Source organism: Amycolatopsis stemonae, from assembly GCF_054781455.1.
On record NZ_BAAGUJ010000003.1, the window covers coordinates 594,857 to 612,110 of the forward strand.

Sequence of the window (17,254 nt, forward strand, 5' to 3'; positions counted from 1 at the left end):
ACACTCGCGGGCACGACCCGGTTCGACCAGCTCGAGCCGGGCCGGGACCGTGCGGCCTGACCGGTCGTGAGCTGGGCGTCCGCCGAAGACCTGCTGTCGTCGGCGGGCTTCCCGGAGGAGGAGTCAGACCGGGGTCTTGGCCGCCGCTTCCAGGGCCAGCGCCGCCGCGCCGACGATCGCCGTGTCGTCGCCGAGGTGGGCCGTGCGGATCCGGGCCAGCGGGCGGTGGCGGGCCCCGGTGATCGCGCCCGCGTAGTGCTCGCGGGCTTCGTCGAGGAACAACGGCGCCGACTCCGACACGCCCCCGCCGATCACGATGATCTCCGGGTCGAACACGTCCGCCACCAGCGCCAGGCCCTCGCCGAGCCACTTGGCCAGCTCGGCCATCGCCAGCTGGGCGATCGGGTCGCCGTCGCGGGCCGCGCCGGCCACCCGGCGGCCCGTCACCGAGCCCGGGTCGCCCGCGACCTGCGGGGCCAGCACCGTCGACCGGCCCGGGTGCCGCGCGAGCAGCTCCACCGCCGTCGCGGCCAAGGCCGTCCCGCTGCAGTAGCGCTCCCAGCAGCCGTACTTGCCACATGGACACGGCCGGCCGCCGCGGACCACCGTCAGGTGGCCCAGCTCGGGCGCGACGCCGTACGCGCCGCGGAACAGCTTGCCCTCCAGGAGCAGGCCCGCGCCGATGCCCGTGCCCAGCGCCACCAGCGCCGCCACGTGGGCACCGCGGGCCGCGCCGAAGCGGTGCTCGCCGACCATCGCCGCGTTGACGTCGTGCTCCAGCAGCACCGGCAGGCCGACGCGCTTCTCGATCCGGTCCGCGACCGGCGCGCCGCGCCAGGCCAGGTGCGGCGCGAACATCACCGACCGGCGGTCGCGCGCCACGAACCCGGCGACGGCCAGGCCGACGCCCGCGACTTCGTGCCGGTTCCGCAGGTCCTCGACCACTCCGGCGATGGCGTCCTCGAGGGCGCCTTCCTCGCTCGGCGTCGCGACGCGAGCCGTGTCGAGCAGGGAGCCGCGCTCGTCCACCACGCCGGCCCGGACGCTCGTCCCGCCGACGTCCACCCCGATCGTCCGCACTATCGGTTCTCCCACTCGTCGCGCCTGCGGACGGCGATGTGCTGCACCCGCGGCGATGCCGCCGAAGCGTCCGCCGGCGGCCGCGGCGCGGGCCGGAACCCGGGCATGTGCACGCCCTCGTCCGGCTCCCAGCGGTCGGCCAGCACGGCGCGCAGCAGGGCGACCAGCTGCGCGAGCTGTTCGGCCACCCTGGCCACCAGTTCGGGGCGCTCACCTCGCACAACGGCGACGATCGCACACAGCGGGCACCAGCCGCACGCCGAAGCACCGGCGTTCCCCTCCTCAGGGGTGCCGTGCCCGGCGGCGACGACGTCCTGCAGCCACGGCGCCGCCTTCTCCACGACCATCTCGGCGAGCAGGCGGATCTCCTCCGCCAGCCGCGGCCCGTCCGTGGGCTCCTCTTCGCTCACCCGCGTCCCCGGTTCCCGGCCAGGCTCACGACCAGGCCGTCGGCATCGGATTCCGCACCGGTGATCCGGCACGGCCGCAGCGACTCCGGCAGGGCGATGAGCCTGCGGAAGCCGTCCACGGTGATCGCCAGGTCGTCGTCGACGCGGGCGAGGTCGACCTCGGCGTCCCGCCCGAGCGGGATCGCGATGCGCAACGTGTACCCGTCCGGGCCCCGCCGCACGCGCAGCAACGGAGTGACCGGCGTCCCGTCCCCTTCGAGCGGGTCGCCGGCGCCGTACAGTTCGGCGGCGATCTCCAGCAGGGCGGGCAGGCCGACCGGTTCGACGGCCCGGTGCTCGACGCGCGACACCGCGGTGAACCCGGCTTTCGCGAGCTCGCCCAGCACGGCGTCCTGCTGCGTCCGGCGGGTGCGCAGCCACGACGCGGCGCCGCCGCGCCAGAACCCGGGCGCGGGCATCAGCCGGTTGGCGATCAGGCCGTCGACGGCGATGCCGCGCAGGGCCAGCGAGCTGAGCGTGCGCCGCGCTTCGGCGACGACGACCCGCTCGGGGGTCAGGACCAGCCGGACCGTGGTCACCGACGGCTCGGTGAGCAGCGCGCGCAGGCCGTCGAGGTGGGTGCCGAGGCGCCGGACGGATTCCGTGACGCGCCGGCCGAACACGCGGTTCAGGTAGCCGGAGAAGGCTTCGGGGAGCGAAAGCAGCCGCAGCGTCTCTGCGGTCGGGCCGCAGTCGACGACGATGGTGTCCCACGGCCCGTCTTCGGCCAGCCGGCGGACCTCGGTGAGGGCCAGCAGCTCGTCGACACCCGGGAGGACCGTCAGCTCTTCGGCGTCCAGGGTGTCGAGCCCCGCGCCGGCCAGCACCGTCTGCAGCTCGGCGCGCAGCCGGTGCCAGGTCGTGTCGACCAGGGTGCGGGAATCGAGCTGCACGGCGGAGAGCAGAGCGTCCACTTCGGACGGTTCGGCGCCCAGGGTGTGGCCGAAGGCGTCGGCCAGCGAGTGCGCCGGGTCGGTGGACACGACGAGCGTCTTCCTGCCGCGGGCGGCCAGTGCGGCGCCGGTGGCCGCGGCCAGCGTCGTCTTCCCGACACCCCCCTTGCCGGTGAACAGCAGGATCCGCACGCGGCTACCCCTCGGCCCGCTTCTTGAGCTCCTTCAGCGCGGTGTCCATGACCATCTTCTCGGCCTTGCGGCGCAGCAGGCCGATCATCGGCAGCGCGAGCTCGACCGACAGCGTGTACGTCACGCGCGTGCGGCCGCCGAGGTCCTCGAGCGCGTACCGGCCGTTCTGGGCCTTCTGCATCTGGCCCTTGACCAGGTGCCAGCTGACGCCGAGACCGTCGCCGTCCCAGTCGTACTCGAGGGTGTAGACGTCCTTGATCGGGCCCGCGTCGAGGGTGAGCTTGACCTGCTTGGCACGCCCGCCCGAGTCGGTGTCCAGGACTTCGGTCTCCCGGACGGCCTTGGCCCATTCCGGGTACGCGGGGAAGTCGGCGATCACGGCCATCACCCGGCTGGGCTCGGCGTCGACCTCGATGGACTGTGTGGACTGCTCGGCCATGGGTCGAAGCGTAGCCGCCGCGGTTGGTCACCAGCGCAGCACGTAGGGCTGCCCGGTCTCCTTGAAGTGACCCACGTTACGGCACTCGGTCAGCCCGACCCGGGCTCGGGGCGCCAGCGGCTGGTGCACGTGCCCGAACACCGACCAGCGCGGCCGCTGCGCGTGGATCAGCTCCAGCAGGGCCGTCGAACCGATCTCGCTGCGGCGGGCGACGACGTCGTAGGTCAGCTCCGGCAGCGCGGGCGGGCCGTGCGTGCAGAGCACGTCGACCTCGGTGAGCGCGGCCACGCTCGCGTCGTAGTCCTCGCGAACCCGCAGGTAGGGCCGCCAGGCGGCACCCTTGCGGGGCCGCGGGACGACGCCGTCGGGCAGCAGCGCGCCGCCGACGAAGCCGAACCGGAGGCCGCCGATCTCGGCGACCTCGCCGTCCAGCACGCGGATGCCCTCGCCGGCGAACTCGGGCCACAGGGCGGGGGTGTCGACGTTGCCGGGCGTGGCGTAGGTGGGCGCGGTCATCGCTGCGAACAACGCCGCGTACTGGGTGCGGATGGCCTCGTCGACGGCGCCGGCCGGGTCGTCGAGGCTCGCCCAGAGCTCCCGCGAGTAGGCAACGGTTTCGTCACGGGTGCCCTCCCGGCGCAGGCGGGCGAACCCCGCCACCTTCTCCGCGCCGAACAGGGCGCCCATGATGCCCTTCTCGTGGTCGTGGTAGTCGACGAAGTCGATCAGGTCGCCCAGCACGACCAGCGCGTCCGCCCCGTCGCCCGCCCGCTTCAACCCGTCGACGTTGCCGTGCACGTCCGAGACGACGTGTACCCGCACCCCTGGCCCCCTAGCTGTCGGTTCGCGGAGGAACGCCGGGCTCGCGCCCGTCCTCCAGGATCTCCTTGAGCCCGAGTGCGATCCCCTTCGCCGCGCGGGCCCGCCGGTCGAACTCCCGGCGCAGGTCGCGCGGCGCCAGCACGCGGGGCGTCCCGGCCGCGTCGGCGGGCGTCGCCCGCAGGAAGTAGTGCAGCAGGGTGCCGTCGAGCACCGGCTCGAGCCAGATCTCCATCGTACCGACGAGCGCGCCGCGCACGGTCCAGCGCAGGCCCTTGTCGCCCCGGTCGGTGTAGACCTCCAGCACCAGGTCGGGCCAGTAGCGGGTCCACGAGCGGGGGTCGGCGAAGACGGCGGCCACGGTGGACGGCGGGACCGCGAGGAACGTCTCGTCGACGACGTCGATGGCGGGCGGTGCGTTCACGTGCGAAGAATGTCACGCCCTCGCCGTGCGGCGGCGATCAGCATGGTCTTAAGGTGCTCACCACGCTAAGTTGACTGGCGGGTAACAGCGGTGTCGCCCACCGCACGCGTTGAACACGGAGGTCCACGTGCGCGAATACAGCGCTCCCGCCGGCAAGCCGGTGGCCGACGACGAGAACATGTCCGATGTCGTCTGGGCGAACGCCGAGCGGTTCTCCGACGTGGTGAGCTTCCGCCGCCAGGTCGAGGGCAGCTGGCTGGACGTCACCGCCAAGGAGTTCGCCGGCCAGGTGCTCGCGGTGGCCAAGGGCATGGCCCAGGCGGGGATCGGCCGCGGCGACCGCGTCGCGATCATGTCGAAGACCCGCTACGAGTGGACCCTGATCGACTTCGCGATCTGGGCCGCGGGTGCGGTGACGGTGCCGATCTACGACACCTCCTCGCCCGAACAGGTGTACTGGATCCTCTCCGACTCGGCCGCGAAGGGCGTGTTCGTCGAGACGAACGCCCACGCCGGAGCCGTCGACGAGATCCGGGACCGGCTCACCGAGCTGGACCACACGTGGCAGATCGAGGGCGACTCCCCCGCCGTGGAAGAGCTGGCCGCGCTGGGCGCCTCGCTGTCCGACGACGAGCTGCACGAGCGCCGTCGCGAAGTCACGGCGGACGAGCTGGCCACCATCGTCTACACCTCGGGCACGACCGGCCGCCCCAAGGGCGTCGAGCTGACCCACCGCAACCTGCTGGCCGAGATCCGCGCCGACATCGAGGCGTTCCCGCAGCTGATGGAGCAGGGCAACTCGCTGCTGTGCTTCCTGCCGCTGGCGCACGTGCTGGCCCGCGCGATCGCCGTCACGGCGCTGACCGCGCGCGTCACGCTCGGGCACACCCCGGACGTCAAGAACCTGGTCGCCGACCTGGGCACGTTCCGCCCGACGTTCGTCGTCGCGGTGCCGCGCGTGTTCGAGAAGGTCTACAACTCGGCGAAGCAGAAGGCCCACGGCGACGGCAAGGGCAAGATCTTCGACGCCGCCGAGGCGGTCGCGGTCGAATACAGCCAGGCCCAGGACAACGGCGGCGCCGGGGTCGCGTTGAAGCTCAAGCACCTGGTGTTCGACAAGCTGGTCTACGGCAAGCTGCGCGCGGCCCTCGGCGGCCGGTGCGTCGCGGCGGTGTCGGGCGGCGCGCCGCTGGGTGCGCGGCTGGCGCACTTCTTCCGCGGCATCGGCGTCCCGGTGTTCGAGGGCTACGGCCTCACCGAGACGTCCGCGGCGGCGAACGTCAACACCCAGACGGCGTTCCGCGTCGGCACGGTCGGCAAGCCGGTCAACGGCACGTCGGTCCGCATCGCCGACGACGGCGAAGTGCTGCTCAAGGGCGACGTCGTGTTCCGGGCGTACTACAACAACCCGCAGGCGACTTCCGAGGCGTTGACCGACGGCTGGTTCCACACCGGCGACCTGGGCGAGCTGGACTCCGACGGGTTCTTGAAGATCACCGGCCGCAAGAAGGAGATCATCGTGACGGCGGGTGGCAAGAACGTCGCCCCGTCCGGCCTCGAGGACACGATCAAGGCGGCCCCGCTGGTCAGCCAGGCCATGGTGGTCGGCGACCAGCGCCCGTTCATCGCGGCCCTGGTGACGGTGGACGAGGAGTACTTCCCGTCCTGGAAGTCCCAGCACAACAAGCCCGCCACGGCATCGGTGGCGGACCTGGCCACGGACGCCGACCTGCTGGCCGAGATCCAGGCAGCGGTGGACGAGGCCAACAAGTCGGTGTCCAAGGCGGAGGCGATCAAGAAGTTCACGGTGCTGGCGAACGACTTCACCGAAGCCGGCGGCGAGATCACGCCGAGCCTGAAGCTCAAGCGTAACGTGGTCACGAAGAACTACGCCAACGACATCGAGAGCCTCTACAAGAAGTAAGCGGTCAGCCGTGAGGGGCGCGTGCACGGACTACAGATCCGGACACGCGCCCCTTTCGGTTTTCGGGCCCCCTCGTGCTAGATCAGTTTTGAAGTAGCGGTCAGCGCCGCCGCCAGCAACGCGATCAAGCCGAGCCCCGGCGGGCTCGCCACTGCGCGGACGACTCTCGACGCTGATTGCCACTTGGGTATTTCGGCGAGAACAGCATCCCGGGGCGGTTCGGCCAAAGGAGGCGGGAGATACGGACGCCTGCTCGTCACGTGTGCAAGGAGAGCGGCAGCGACTTTGCTCGCTTCGGACAGTCGGTAAGCGTCGAGGCAGTCTTGGATCACCCACGATATCCATCGGCTGAAGAACCAGGCGGAGGACTCCGTGTCCTCAACGGCCAAGCCACGAAGTCGGCTGAACGCTGCCCCGTAGGGGCCGATGCAACGCTCCAGCCGCCTCCTCGTTTTCTCGAGGCGACGGTAGTAGAGGCGCGCCTGGCGAGATGTTGTCACCTCCGCACGACAGAGCCACTGCAGGCGCGCCAGTTCGACGAGGACACCCGCCAAATCAAAGGTCAAGAGATCGAGCGGGTTCCGCACGATGAACGTCCTGAACAGCCAGGCTCCCACCACCAGGGGGACGCCCACAAGAATCAAATAAAGTGCGACGATCACATCCCAGCGGAACTGTTCGTAGGGCGCGAACACCCCTACCGCGATCAACCAATAAGTGAATATGGCACTGACAACGCTCGTCACAGCCAAGCGAACTTCGAAGGGCCGCACCCTGTCAAGGACCCTACGACCGGCGTCGTCCCCCAGATGATCGAGAAAAATCTTTCGACGCATGCTCCCGATGATGAAATTTCGACGGGTCCACCGGCTGAACTCTCGACGCTCACTCGATTTCGACCACGATCGCATAAGCATCGGATGATGGTAAACCGGGGGCGTCCCACCTGGAGAACATCTGAGCGGTCACCGCTGGGCCGCGATGTAGTCGCGGTACCAGCGGTAGCTCGCCCTGGGTGTGCGGGCCTGCGTCGCGTAGTCGACGTGCACCAGGCCGAACCGGTGCTTGTAGCCGTGGGCCCACTCGAAGTTGTCCAGCAACGACCAGCAGAAGTACCCCCGCAGGTCGACGCCCGCCGCTGCGGCGGTGCGGGCCGCTTCGATGTGCTCGTTCAGGAACGTGATGCGCTCGTAGTCGGCGAAGTCGCTTCGATCCGCGTACACGCAGCCGTTCTCCGTCACGTACATCGGCGGCAACCCGGGATAGCGGTTGTGCAGGCCCACCAACGCTTCCGTCAGGCCCTCCGGCTCCACCGGCCAGCCCATTCCCGTGCGCGGGACGTCCGGCAGGCGCGTCGTGTCCACCCCGATGTCGGCGATCGTGCGCAGGGCCGGGTCCGGCTCGCGGTGCGGGGCGTCCGCGACGTGCAGGCGGTAGTAGTAGTTGACGCCCAGGTAGTCCAGCGGCACGCCGATCGTCTCGAGGTCGCCGTCGAGGCGGAACGAGAAGTCCGAGACGCCGTCGAACATCACCGCCAGTCCCGGCGCGTACCGGCCGCCGAACAGGGGGTCGGTGAACTGGCGCCGGAGCAGTGTGTCCTGCCGCGCGGCCGCCGCGGCGTCGGCCGCCGACTCCGTCACCGGGACCGCGGGCGACTGGTTGAGCACGATCCCGAACTGGTGCTGCGGGGTCGCCTGCCCCCGCATCGCCTCGACGGCCAGGCCGTGGCCGAGCAGCAGGTGGTGCGCGGCCGCCAAAGCGCCGTGCCCTTCGCGTGCGCCCGGTGCGTGCCGGCCTTCGCCGTACCCCGCGACCGCGCACGGGTACGGCTCGTTCAGCGTCGTCCAGTGGTCGACGACGTCGCCCAGCTCCTCGTGCACCAGCGACGCGTACTCGGCGAACCGGTGCGCCGTGTCCCGGGACCGCCAGCCCCCTTCGTCCTCCAGCGCCTGCGGCAGGTCCCAGTGGTAGAGCGTCAGGAACGGCTCGATCCCCAGCTCCCGCAACGCTTCCGCCAGCCGCCGGTAGAAGCCGAGGCCGCGCCGCTCGAAGCGGCGCCCGTCCGGCTGGACCCGCGGCCAGGACACCGAGAACCGGTAGGAGTCGACGCCCAGGTCGCCGAGCAGGGCGAGGTCGTCGCGCCAGCGGTGGTAGTGGTCGGCCGCCGGTTCGCCGGTGTCGCCGCCGGCGACCGCGCCCGGCACCGCGGCGAAGGTGTCCCAGATGGACGGTCCGCGGCCGTCCGCGGTGGTGGCGCCCTCGATCTGGAACGCCGAGGTGGCGACGCCCCAGCGGAAGCCGGGCGGAAGACTGGAAGTCACGGTGAGCTCCGGGGGGTCAGCCCTTGAGGGCGCCCTGCATGATGCCGCCGACGATCTGGCGGCCGAACAGCAGGAACACGAGCAGGACGGGGACGGTGCCGATGGTCGCGGCGGTGAGCACGAGCGTGTAGTCGGTGGTGTAGCCACTGGCCAGGGTGGACAGTGCCGTTTGGACGGTCGGGTTCTCCGGCACCAGCACCACCAGCGGCCAGAAGAAGTCGTTCCACGCCTGCATGAACGTGAACAGCCCGAGCACGGCCGCGGCCGGGCGGGCCGCCGGCAGCGCGACGTGCCAGAACAGCCGCAGCGAGCCGCAGCCGTCCATCCGCCCGGCTTCGAGCAGTTCCAGCGGCAGCGCGCGTTCGAAGTACTGGCGCATGAAGAACACGCCGAACGCGGTGACCAGGCCGGGCACGATGACCGCCTGCAGCTGCCCGGCCCAGCCGAAGTCGGCCATCATCATGTACAGCGGGACCACGCCCAGCTCGGTCGGGATCGCCTGGGTGGCGACCACGATGAGCAGCAGCACGGTCCGTCCGTGGAAGCGCAGCTTGGCGAAGGCGAAACCGGCGAGCGTCGAGAACAGCACCACGGACACGGTGATCGTGCCCGCGACGATCAGCGAGTTCCCCAGCGCCAGCGCGAAGTCCGTCTCGTCGAAGACGCGGGCGATGTTCTCGAACAGGTGCCCGCCGGGCACGAGCACCGGCGGCACGCTGCCGACCGCCTCCGTCGTCTGCGAGGAGACGACGAACGACCAGTACACCGGGAACGCCGAGCCGGCCAGGATCGCGATCAGCGCGGCGTAGGTCCACGGGCTCGTGGCCCGCCGGACCAGCCGCCGCGCCCGGCCGGGCGGGCTCGGTGCCGCGGCGGGCGCCGGGGTCAGCACGGTGGTCATGTCGCTCCTCAGTCCGTTTGGATGCGCCGGGTGACCAGGTACGACAGGCCCGCGACGAGCATCGTCGCGACGGCCAGGATCAGCGCGATCGCCGAGCTGTAGCCGAAGTCGTACTTGGTGAAGCCCTGCTCGTAGAGGTAGAGCGCGGCGGTCTGGAACTGCCGGTCCGAACCGCCGGTCGCGGCCGCCGTGCCGGGGTTGAACAGCAGCGGCTCGGCGAGCAGCCGCATGTTCCCGGTCGTCGCGATCACCGTCGAGAAGATGATCTGCGGCCGCAGCAGCGGCACGGTGATCCGCCAGAACTGCTGCCACCCGCGGGCGCCGTCGAGCGTCGCGGCTTCGTACATGCTCGACGGGATCGCCTGCATCGACGCCAGGAAGATCAGCGCGTGGTAGCCGGTCCAGCGCCACACGACCATCGCCGCGATGGCCGTGTGCGAGCTGGCCGTGCCCGCCTGCCAGTCGACGTGCCCGGCGCCGAACCAGCTCAGCACCCAGTTGACCAGGCCGAAGTCCCGGCCGAACAGCTGCGCGAAGATGATCGTCACCGCCGCCACCGAGGTGATGTTCGGCAGGATCATGCCCATCCGGAACAGCGTCCGGCCGCGCAGGCGCCGGTTGAGCAGGTGCGCGACGCCGAGCGCGAACAGGATCTGCGGGATCGTGGTCAGCAGCCACAGGCTGACCGTGTTCCCCATCGCGTTCCAGAAGTACGGGTCGTGGAAGAGCAGCTGCTCGTAGTTGCCGAACCCGATGAACGTCGCGCCCTCGGCGTCGAGCAGGTTCCGCTTCTGCAGCGACACGAACGCCGTGTACAGCAACGGGAACAACCCGAAGACGCCGAAGACGAGGAAGTACGGGCTGACGAAGCCGAACGGCGACAGCTTGACGTCCCACTTGTGCCGCCGGTCGGCCCAGGTGAGTGCCATCACTTCAGCTTCGCGACGTCACCGACGAGCTGCTGCCACGCCGCCGCGCCGTCCTGCTTGCCCTGCTCGACGCGCTGCATCGCGTTGCCGAACTCCGTCTGGACGTCGCCCGCCTTCGGGCCCTGGTACTGCGGGTTCAGCTTCTTCGCGGCGTCGGTGAAGAGCTTGCCGACCGGCGCGTTGTTGAAGAACGGGTTGGTGTAGCCGGTGATCTTCGGGTCGTCGTACAGCGACGGCGTCGACGGGAGCAGGCCCTGGCTGGTGAACACCTTCGCCTGCTGCTCGGGCGCGGTCAGCCAAGCGGCGAGGTCGGCGGCTTCCTTGGTGTGCTTGCCCTGCTTCGGCACGGTCAGGTACGAGCCGCCCCAGTTGCCGCCCCCGCCGGGCACGGTCGCCACGTCCCACTTGCCGGCGGTGTCCGGCGCCTGGTCCTTGATCTTGGTCATCATCCAGGCCGGGCAGGTGACGGTGGCGAACTGGCTCTGGGTGAAGCCGGTGTTCCAGGTCGGCGTGCTGTAGAGCAGGCCGGCGCTCAGGTTCGCCTTGACGGCGTCGACGACCTGGTCCCAGCCCGTGCGCAGCGCCGGGTTGCGGTCGACGACCAGTTGGTCGCTCTGGTCGTAGTACCCGACGGGCGCCTGGCCGAAGATCGCGTTGAGCACGGTCGGGCCGCCGTCCATGAACTTGACGCCGTTCGGCGCCTTGGCCTGGAAGCGCTTGCCGGCGTCGAAGAAGGCCTGCCAGGTGGGCCAGAGCGCGGACACGGCGTCGCGGTCGGCGGGCAGCCCGGCCTGCTGGAACAGGTCGCGGCGGTAGCAGATGGCCAGGCCGCCGACGTCGGTGCCGTAGCCGATCTGCTGCCCGCCCTTGGCCAGCGACGCCGACCACTTCCAGCCCAGCCAGCGGTCCTTGAGCTTGTCGCCGCCGACCGTGGTGAGGTCGACGAACTTGTCCGGGTTCGCCTTGAACTGGGCGACGTACCCGGTGTCGATGGCTTCGATGTCCGCGGCGCCGCCGCCGGTCGCCAGGTGCGCGGCGAGGTTCTTGTGGTGGTCGGAGTAGGACGCGGTCCGCTCGGTGATCTCGATGCCGGGGTGGGCGGCCTGGTACTCCTTGATCAGGTCGGTGTAGCCGAAGTTGCCGAACAGGCCGAGGCTGAGCTTGACCTTCCCGCCACCACCGGCGTCGCTGCTGCCGCAGGCGCTCAGGACGGTGACGGCGGCGCAGACGGCCGCCAGGACGAGGCGGCTTGTCGTTTTCGGGCGCATGAGATCTCCGTTGTTCTACGGGCCGGACGGAAAACGCGGGACCTATGAGAGCGCTCCCAGCCGTGGTTCGTCAAGTTACGAACTCATAACGCACGTCGGCATTTACGCAGTCAGAGATCATGTGCTACAGATGTAACCGGTTTCAGTGCACCATCTGGAGGTCGCCATGGTCACCGCCCGCGAAGTCGCGCAGCTCTGCGGGGTCTCGGTCGCGACCGTGTCGCGGGTGTTCAACCGCCCGGCCACGGTCAGCGCGACGACCCGCGAACGCGTCGAGCGCGTCGCCCGGGAGCTCGACTTCTCGCCGAACGAGTCGGCGCGGGCGCTGTCACGGCAGCGCTCGGCGATGGTCGGGCTGGTCTGGGACACCGACCACCGGCGGCCCGGCTGGCGGCACCCGTTCCTGCAGGACCTGTTGCTGGGCCTCAAATCCGCGCTCAGCTCGCACGGCTACCACCTGCTGCTGCTCGCCACGAGCGACGACACCCACGACCGCAACCCGGGTGTGTCACTGGCCGACCCGATCGCGTACGTGAGCATGACCCGGCGCCACCACCTGGCCGGGCTCGTGCTGATCGACAGCGGCACGGACGCCGACGCGTTCACCACGTTCGCCCAGTCCGGGCTGCCGTGCGTCGCGCTGGACGTGGCGCTGTCCGGGCCGCGCGCGACCTACGTGACGTCGGACAACGCCGGCGGCGCGGCGGACGCGGTCCGGCACCTGGCCGCGCTCGGGCACCGGCGGATCGCGACGATCACCGGCCCCCGCGGCAACGCGCCCGCCGCCGCCCGCACCGACGGCTACCTGCGCGGACTGGCCGAAGCCGGCCTGCCGGCGCGCGACGACTTCGTCGTCACCGGGGACTTCTACCGGGAGAGCGGGTTCGTCGGGATGCGGCGGCTGCTGGCCCGCAAGGACCCGCCGACGGCGGTGTTCGCGGCCAGCGACGAGATGGCCGTCGGCGCCCTGCTGGCGGCCCGCGCGGCCGGGTTGCGGGTGCCGGACGACCTGGCCGTGATCGGGTTCGACGACATCGAGGTCGCGTCCCTGGTGGACCCCGCGCTCACGACGGTCGCCCAGGACAAGCCGGGTTTCGGCACGGCCGCGGCGGGCGCGCTGCTGGCGATGATCGAGAACGCGGCACCCCCGGAACCGGTGCGGCTGCCGACGCGCCTGGTGATCCGCGAATCGTGCGGCTCCCGGCAGACCCGCTAGGCCGCGTACTCCTCGTGGATCCCGGCGAGCGTCCGGCGGGCCCGGGCGGCTTCGGGGCCGCCGCGGGCGCGGGTGATCAGCGCCTTCCAGAGGGCCCAGCCGCGGCCACGCGCCCAGGTCGCGTCGTCGACGGCCAGCCGTTCGCGGAACGCGCGACGGCCGCCGGCGGTCAGCAGCGTCCACACGATCGCCACGTCGCAGGCCGGGTCGCCGACGCCGCACGTCCCGAAGTCGATGACCGCGGCCAGCTTTCCCTTGTCCAGCAAGAGGTTTCCCTCCGCGACGTCGCCGTGGAACCAGCGCTCGACGCCGTCCCAGCGAGCGTCGAGCGCGGTTTCCCAGATCTCGCGCGCCCGCTCGTCACCCTCGAGGGCGCGCCGGGTTTGTTCGTCGTAGGTGCGCAGGTCGCCGCCCCGGAACCAGCTGTGCTTCCCGGGCCGGGGACCGTCGGCGGTGTCGATCGACTGCAGAGCCGTCAAGAACCCGGCCAGGTCGAGCGCGAACCGGACGGGGTCGGCGATGCGGTCCGCGTTCGCGGGCTCGCCCGCGAGCCACGGGTAGACGGACCAGGCGAAGGGGTAGTCCGCGCCCGGCTTGCCTTCCGCCAGCGGGACGGGCACGGGCAACGGCAGCCGGGGCGCGAGCACCGGAAGCCAGCGTTGTTCCTTCTCGACCGCCAGCGCGTACTCGGCCGCGCTCGGCAAGCGCACCGACATCTCGTCGCCGAGGTGGAAGGTGTGGTTGTCCCAGCCCCCGCGCGCCACCGGGCGCACCGGGAGATCCGCCCACCGCGGGAACTGCTCGGCGACAAGGCTCCGGACCTGGTCCGCGTCGACGGTGATGCGCTGGGGCAGCGGGCCGAGGCTCACCGGATCTTCGCGTCCCAGTCGATGTGGTGCGAGTACAGCCAGCCGCGCTCTTCGCCGACGTCGCCGCCCGCGCTCGCCTTCACCAGTTTCTCCACGCGCTCGCGCCGAAGTCCTTCGTACGCCGCGAAAGCCGACGCCGGGTCCGGCCGGTCGCGCAGGCACTGCGCGAGGATCACGCTGTCTTCCAAGGCCATCGACGCGCCCTGGCCCGCGGCCGGGGACGCGGCGTGGGCGGCGTCGCCGGCCAGGACCATCTCGGGGGTCGACCAGACGCGCGTCTCGGGGACGTCGTAGGAGTGGCCGCCGAACACCTCGTCGCCCGTCGCCGCGACGATGTCCTTGCAGGGCAACGCTTCGTCGTCGGCGAACGCGGCGTGCGCGAACTCGCGCCAGCCGGCCGGGGTGACCGCGGCGATCTCCTCGCGCGGCCGCTCGGCGTCCGGGATGCGGGCGAACCAGAACGTGGCGCCGTCCGGGTCGGTCGTGAAGCCGAACGCCGCCTTGCTGCCGCGGACCATCCGGTAGATCCCGGGCGCTTCCGGCAGACCGGACGCGCGCGTGTAGCCGTAGACGACGGTCAACCCGGTGTAGCGCGGGTCGTCCGCCGCCGGGTCGATCAGCCGCCGGACGACCGAGCGCAAGCCGTCGGCCCCGACCAGGACGGCACCGGTTTCGGTGCTGCCGTCGGCGAATTCTGCCGTGATCCCGTCCGGGCCGGGCTTCGCGCCCACCAGCCGTTTGCCGCGTTCGAGCGGGACACCGCGGCGCGCGGCTTCGTCCTGCAGGACGCGGTAGAGCGTCGCGCGGGTGAGCGTGCGCGGCCCGTCGAGGCCTTCGGTGTCGAACTCCCGGCGGCCCACGGTTTCCCCGGCCGGGGTGACGAGCTCGACCCCGTACGCGGCGAAGGACGCGTCGATCACCGGCCGGTCGGCGCCGATCGCGCGCAGGGCGTCCATGCCGTTGTGCATGATCGTGAGGAACGCGCCGATGTCGTCCCCGCCCGCCGGATAGGCCTCGAAGACCACCGGGTCGTGCCCCGCCAGCTTCAGCGCCATCGCCGTGACCGTGCCGGAAATCCCGCCACCCGCGACCAGTACCCGCACTCCGCGCCCCCCTGTGAACTCCGCGTGCCGCCGCTGGCGACCCTACCGCGACGGCGGCACGCGGCGCTCACTTCTCCTTGGCGCCACTGGCGGCGATGTCGCCGTTGAGGCCGCGCGGGAAGAAGCCGCCCGAGTTCACCTTGTCCGGGTTGAGGTAGGCGATGTTGAGCACGCGCTCGGCCGAACGCCCGAACGCGACGCCGTTGGCGTCCGCGGGGACGAGGTTCGCCTTGCCGTCCTTGAGCACGCCTTCGTCGTCGTCCGCCTTGCCGTCGAGGCTGTCGCGGGCGTCGGAGATCTTGTTCGTGACGTCGCCCAGGCCGCGTTCGAACAGCTGCGCGCGCACGATGCCCGCGTGGTAGGCCTCGACCGCGAGGATGCCCGCGGCCGCGTCGAGGAACGTCTTGTTGTTCACCAGCGGCGCCGCGCCCTTGTAGGCGGACACGCCGACGTCCTCGAACAGGAACGCGGCGAGCAGGAAGTTGTTCTCGCTCGCGAACGGGTCGAACGTCTGGCCCTGCTTGATCAGCCCCGCGGCCTGCATGGCGGCGGTGAAGCTGTTCTGGAAGTCGATCTCGGGCTGTGCGACGGCCGCTTTGTCGAGCGCCTTGCGCAGGAAGGTCACGTGCGCGACCTCGTCGCCGGCGATCTCCTGGGCGATCTGCTTGACTTGCTCGCTCTTGAACTTCACGGCGTGGCCGCCGGAGACCTTGCCGAGGTTGCCGATGCCGTTGACGTACTTCTCGTTGAGCCCGTAGCCGTAGACGGCGAACGAGTACAGGTTCGCCTCGAGGTACTCGAGGTTGAGCGCGAAGTTCAGCACCGCGGCGTCGCTGGCGGCGGCGTCCGCGGCCTTCTGCTGCGGGTACTGCTGCGTGGCACCGGCCGAGCCGAGACCCAGCGACAGCGCGCCACCGAGCGCGCCGGCGCCCGCGACCCCGAGCCCCGCCGCTCCCGCAGCCTTGAGGAAGCGGCGGCGGTCGGTCGCGTTCTCCGCGCTGCGCTCGATGAGCTGCTGTGTGTAGCGTTTTCCGAACACCGGGGGACGTCCTCTCGTGACGAGTTCGTCCACCTCACCCACCGGTGATACGTACCTGGACGGCCCCCGGCTCGGTCAAATCGGGAAAAAGTTCTTCCCGATTCCGTCTCCGCAGGTCAGGCGCGCTCGGCGGCGGCGAGCCGGACGCACACGGCGAGCGCGCGCACCGCCTCTTCGACGTCGGCGAGCTCCGGGAACGTCGGCGCGATCCGGATGACGGCGTCGGCCGGGTCGTTCCCGTGCGGGTGCGTCGCCCCGGCGGGGGTCAGCGCGACACCGGCCTCCTTCGCCAGCCGCACGACCTCCTTCGCGGTGCCCTCGGGCACGGTCAGCGACACGAAGTACCCGCCGGTCGGCTTGGTCCAGGACGCCAGGTCGGACAGCTCCTCGGTGAGGATGCGGTCGACGGCCGCGAACTTCGGGCCGATGATCTCGGCGTGCTTGCGCATGTGGGCGCGGACGCCGTCCTCGTCCTTGAGGAAGAGGGCGTGGCGCAGCTGGTTGACCTTGTCCGGGCCGATGGTCCGCTTGCCGATCTTTGCGACCCACCAGTCGAGGTTGGCCTCGGAGGCGCCGAAGAAGCCCACGCCGGCGCCGGCGTAGGTGATCTTCGAGGTCGAGCCGAAGACGAACACGCGGTCGGCGTTGCCGGCCTCGGTGGCCAGCGCGAGGACGTCGGCCAGGGCCGGCTCGTCGTCGGTCAGGTGGTGCACGGCGTAGGCGTTGTCCCAGAAGATCCGGAAGTCGGGCGCCGCGGTGGTCATGGTCGCGAGCCGTCGCACGACGTCGTCACTGAACGTGACGCCGGTGGGGTTGCTGTACTTCGGCACGCACCAGATGCCCTTGACGGCCGGGTCCTCGGCGACGAGCGTCTCGACGGCGTCCATGTCCGGGCCCTCGGCGGTCATCGCGACCGGGACGAGCTCGATGCCGAAGCGCTCGGTGAGCGCGAAGTGCCGGTCGTAGCCCGGCACGGGCGCGAGGAACTTCACGACCGGCTCGTCGGCCCAGCGGCGCTCGGCGCCGGGCAGCGGGCTGAGCAGCGCCTGGACGACGGCGTCGTGCATCAGCTCCAGGCTGGAGTTGCCGGCGGCGAGCAGCTGCCCGGCCGGGACCTGCAGCGCGCCGGCGAAGATGCGGCGCAGCTCGGGCAGGCCCTTGAGGCCGCCGTAGTTGCGCACGTCGGTGCCGTCCTCGGCCTTGAAGGTGCCGTCGCCCGGGAGGTCGAGCAGGCCGTTGGCCAGGTCGAGCTGCTTCGGGGAAGGCTTGCCGCGGGTGATGTCGAGGGAGAGGCCTCGGTCGACCAGGGCCGCGTAGTCTCGGCGGGCAGTGTCGACGTCGACGGAAGCAGTGGTCATGGCGTCAACGCTAAACCCGGCGTCGATACC

17 protein-coding genes are annotated in these 17,254 nt (G+C 71.1%); 2 read left to right on the forward strand and 15 right to left on the reverse strand.

Features of this window, described 5'->3' with window-relative positions; genetic code table 11:
• Nucleotides 1-123 precede the first annotated feature (123 nt).
• From ACYVLJ_RS14590 to ACYVLJ_RS14615, 6 genes are read right to left on the reverse strand one after another with little or no spacing between them, the layout of a single operon-like run.
• Nucleotides 124-1,065 carry an ROK family protein gene (locus tag ACYVLJ_RS14590; RefSeq protein WP_451974297.1) on the reverse strand — a complete coding sequence of 314 codons (942 nt, stop codon included), beginning with the start codon at nucleotides 1,063-1,065 and terminating at the stop codon, nucleotides 124-126.
• 14 nt (nucleotides 1,066-1,079) lie between these two features.
• On the reverse strand, nucleotides 1,080-1,490 hold the full coding sequence (locus ACYVLJ_RS14595; protein WP_451973736.1) for a hypothetical protein: 411 nt from the start codon (nucleotides 1,488-1,490) through the stop codon (nucleotides 1,080-1,082).
• A complete protein-coding gene (locus ACYVLJ_RS14600; protein ID WP_460438981.1) occupies nucleotides 1,487-2,614 on the reverse strand; it encodes an ArsA family ATPase in 1,128 nt (375 codons plus the stop codon). The genes ACYVLJ_RS14595 and ACYVLJ_RS14600 overlap by 4 nt, the downstream gene beginning before the upstream one ends.
• Before the next feature lie 4 nt (nucleotides 2,615-2,618).
• Nucleotides 2,619-3,053, reverse strand: a complete 435-nt coding sequence (locus ACYVLJ_RS14605) for an SRPBCC family protein (protein ID WP_451973740.1) — start codon at nucleotides 3,051-3,053, stop codon at nucleotides 2,619-2,621.
• A 27-nt stretch (nucleotides 3,054-3,080) separates the two neighbouring features.
• Nucleotides 3,081-3,875, reverse strand: coding sequence for a metallophosphoesterase family protein (locus tag ACYVLJ_RS14610; RefSeq protein WP_451973742.1), 795 nt, complete (start codon nucleotides 3,873-3,875; stop codon nucleotides 3,081-3,083).
• A 10-nt stretch (nucleotides 3,876-3,885) separates the two neighbouring features.
• Complete coding sequence (locus ACYVLJ_RS14615) at nucleotides 3,886-4,296, reverse strand: polyketide cyclase / dehydrase and lipid transport (RefSeq protein ID WP_451973744.1); 411 nt, start codon at nucleotides 4,294-4,296, stop codon at nucleotides 3,886-3,888.
• Nucleotides 4,297-4,423: 127 nt separating this feature from the next.
• Between ACYVLJ_RS14615 and ACYVLJ_RS14620 the strand changes: the two genes are divergently transcribed.
• Nucleotides 4,424-6,220, forward strand: coding sequence for an AMP-dependent synthetase/ligase (locus tag ACYVLJ_RS14620; RefSeq protein ID WP_460438982.1), 1,797 nt, complete (start codon nucleotides 4,424-4,426; stop codon nucleotides 6,218-6,220).
• A 77-nt stretch (nucleotides 6,221-6,297) separates the two neighbouring features.
• Here the strand turns inward: ACYVLJ_RS14620 and ACYVLJ_RS14625 are convergent, their stop codons facing one another.
• From ACYVLJ_RS14625 to ACYVLJ_RS14645, 5 genes are all read right to left on the reverse strand, one after another.
• On the reverse strand, nucleotides 6,298-7,056 hold the full coding sequence (locus ACYVLJ_RS14625) for a hypothetical protein (RefSeq protein ID WP_460438983.1): 759 nt from the start codon (nucleotides 7,054-7,056) through the stop codon (nucleotides 6,298-6,300).
• A gap of 129 nt (nucleotides 7,057-7,185) precedes the next feature.
• The gene (locus tag ACYVLJ_RS14630) at nucleotides 7,186-8,541 is read right to left on the reverse strand and encodes a glycoside hydrolase family protein (protein ID WP_460438984.1); all 1,356 of its coding nucleotides are present in this window, start codon (nucleotides 8,539-8,541) and stop codon (nucleotides 7,186-7,188) included.
• Nucleotides 8,542-8,557: 16 nt separating this feature from the next.
• Nucleotides 8,558-9,442, reverse strand: coding sequence for a carbohydrate ABC transporter permease (locus tag ACYVLJ_RS14635; protein ID WP_460438985.1), 885 nt, complete (start codon nucleotides 9,440-9,442; stop codon nucleotides 8,558-8,560).
• 8 nt (nucleotides 9,443-9,450) lie between these two features.
• Entirely contained in the window at nucleotides 9,451-10,371 is a 921-nt protein-coding gene (locus ACYVLJ_RS14640; RefSeq protein ID WP_460438986.1) for a carbohydrate ABC transporter permease, read from the reverse strand.
• Entirely contained in the window at nucleotides 10,371-11,639 is a 1,269-nt protein-coding gene (locus tag ACYVLJ_RS14645) for an ABC transporter substrate-binding protein (protein ID WP_460438987.1), read from the reverse strand. Before ACYVLJ_RS14645 ends, ACYVLJ_RS14640 begins: the two co-directional genes overlap by 1 nt.
• Before the next feature lie 145 nt (nucleotides 11,640-11,784).
• On the opposite strand from ACYVLJ_RS14645, the gene ACYVLJ_RS14650 reads away from it, so the two are divergent.
• Complete coding sequence (locus ACYVLJ_RS14650; protein ID WP_460438988.1) at nucleotides 11,785-12,855, forward strand: LacI family DNA-binding transcriptional regulator; 1,071 nt, start codon at nucleotides 11,785-11,787, stop codon at nucleotides 12,853-12,855.
• On the opposite strand, the gene ACYVLJ_RS14655 is transcribed toward ACYVLJ_RS14650, so the two are convergent.
• From ACYVLJ_RS14655 to ACYVLJ_RS14670, 4 genes are all read right to left on the reverse strand, one after another.
• Nucleotides 12,852-13,724 carry an aminoglycoside phosphotransferase family protein gene (locus ACYVLJ_RS14655; protein ID WP_460438989.1) on the reverse strand — a complete coding sequence of 291 codons (873 nt, stop codon included), beginning with the start codon at nucleotides 13,722-13,724 and terminating at the stop codon, nucleotides 12,852-12,854. The genes ACYVLJ_RS14650 and ACYVLJ_RS14655 overlap by 4 nt on opposite strands.
• Complete coding sequence (locus ACYVLJ_RS14660) at nucleotides 13,721-14,827, reverse strand: FAD-dependent oxidoreductase (RefSeq protein WP_460438990.1); 1,107 nt, start codon at nucleotides 14,825-14,827, stop codon at nucleotides 13,721-13,723. Before ACYVLJ_RS14660 ends, ACYVLJ_RS14655 begins: the two co-directional genes overlap by 4 nt.
• A gap of 67 nt (nucleotides 14,828-14,894) precedes the next feature.
• A complete protein-coding gene (locus ACYVLJ_RS14665) occupies nucleotides 14,895-15,866 on the reverse strand; it encodes a ferritin-like domain-containing protein (protein ID WP_451973761.1) in 972 nt (323 codons plus the stop codon).
• Nucleotides 15,867-15,982: 116 nt separating this feature from the next.
• Entirely contained in the window at nucleotides 15,983-17,224 is a 1,242-nt protein-coding gene (locus ACYVLJ_RS14670; protein ID WP_460438991.1) for an aminotransferase class I/II-fold pyridoxal phosphate-dependent enzyme, read from the reverse strand.
• Between the last annotated feature and the right edge of the window lie 30 nt (nucleotides 17,225-17,254).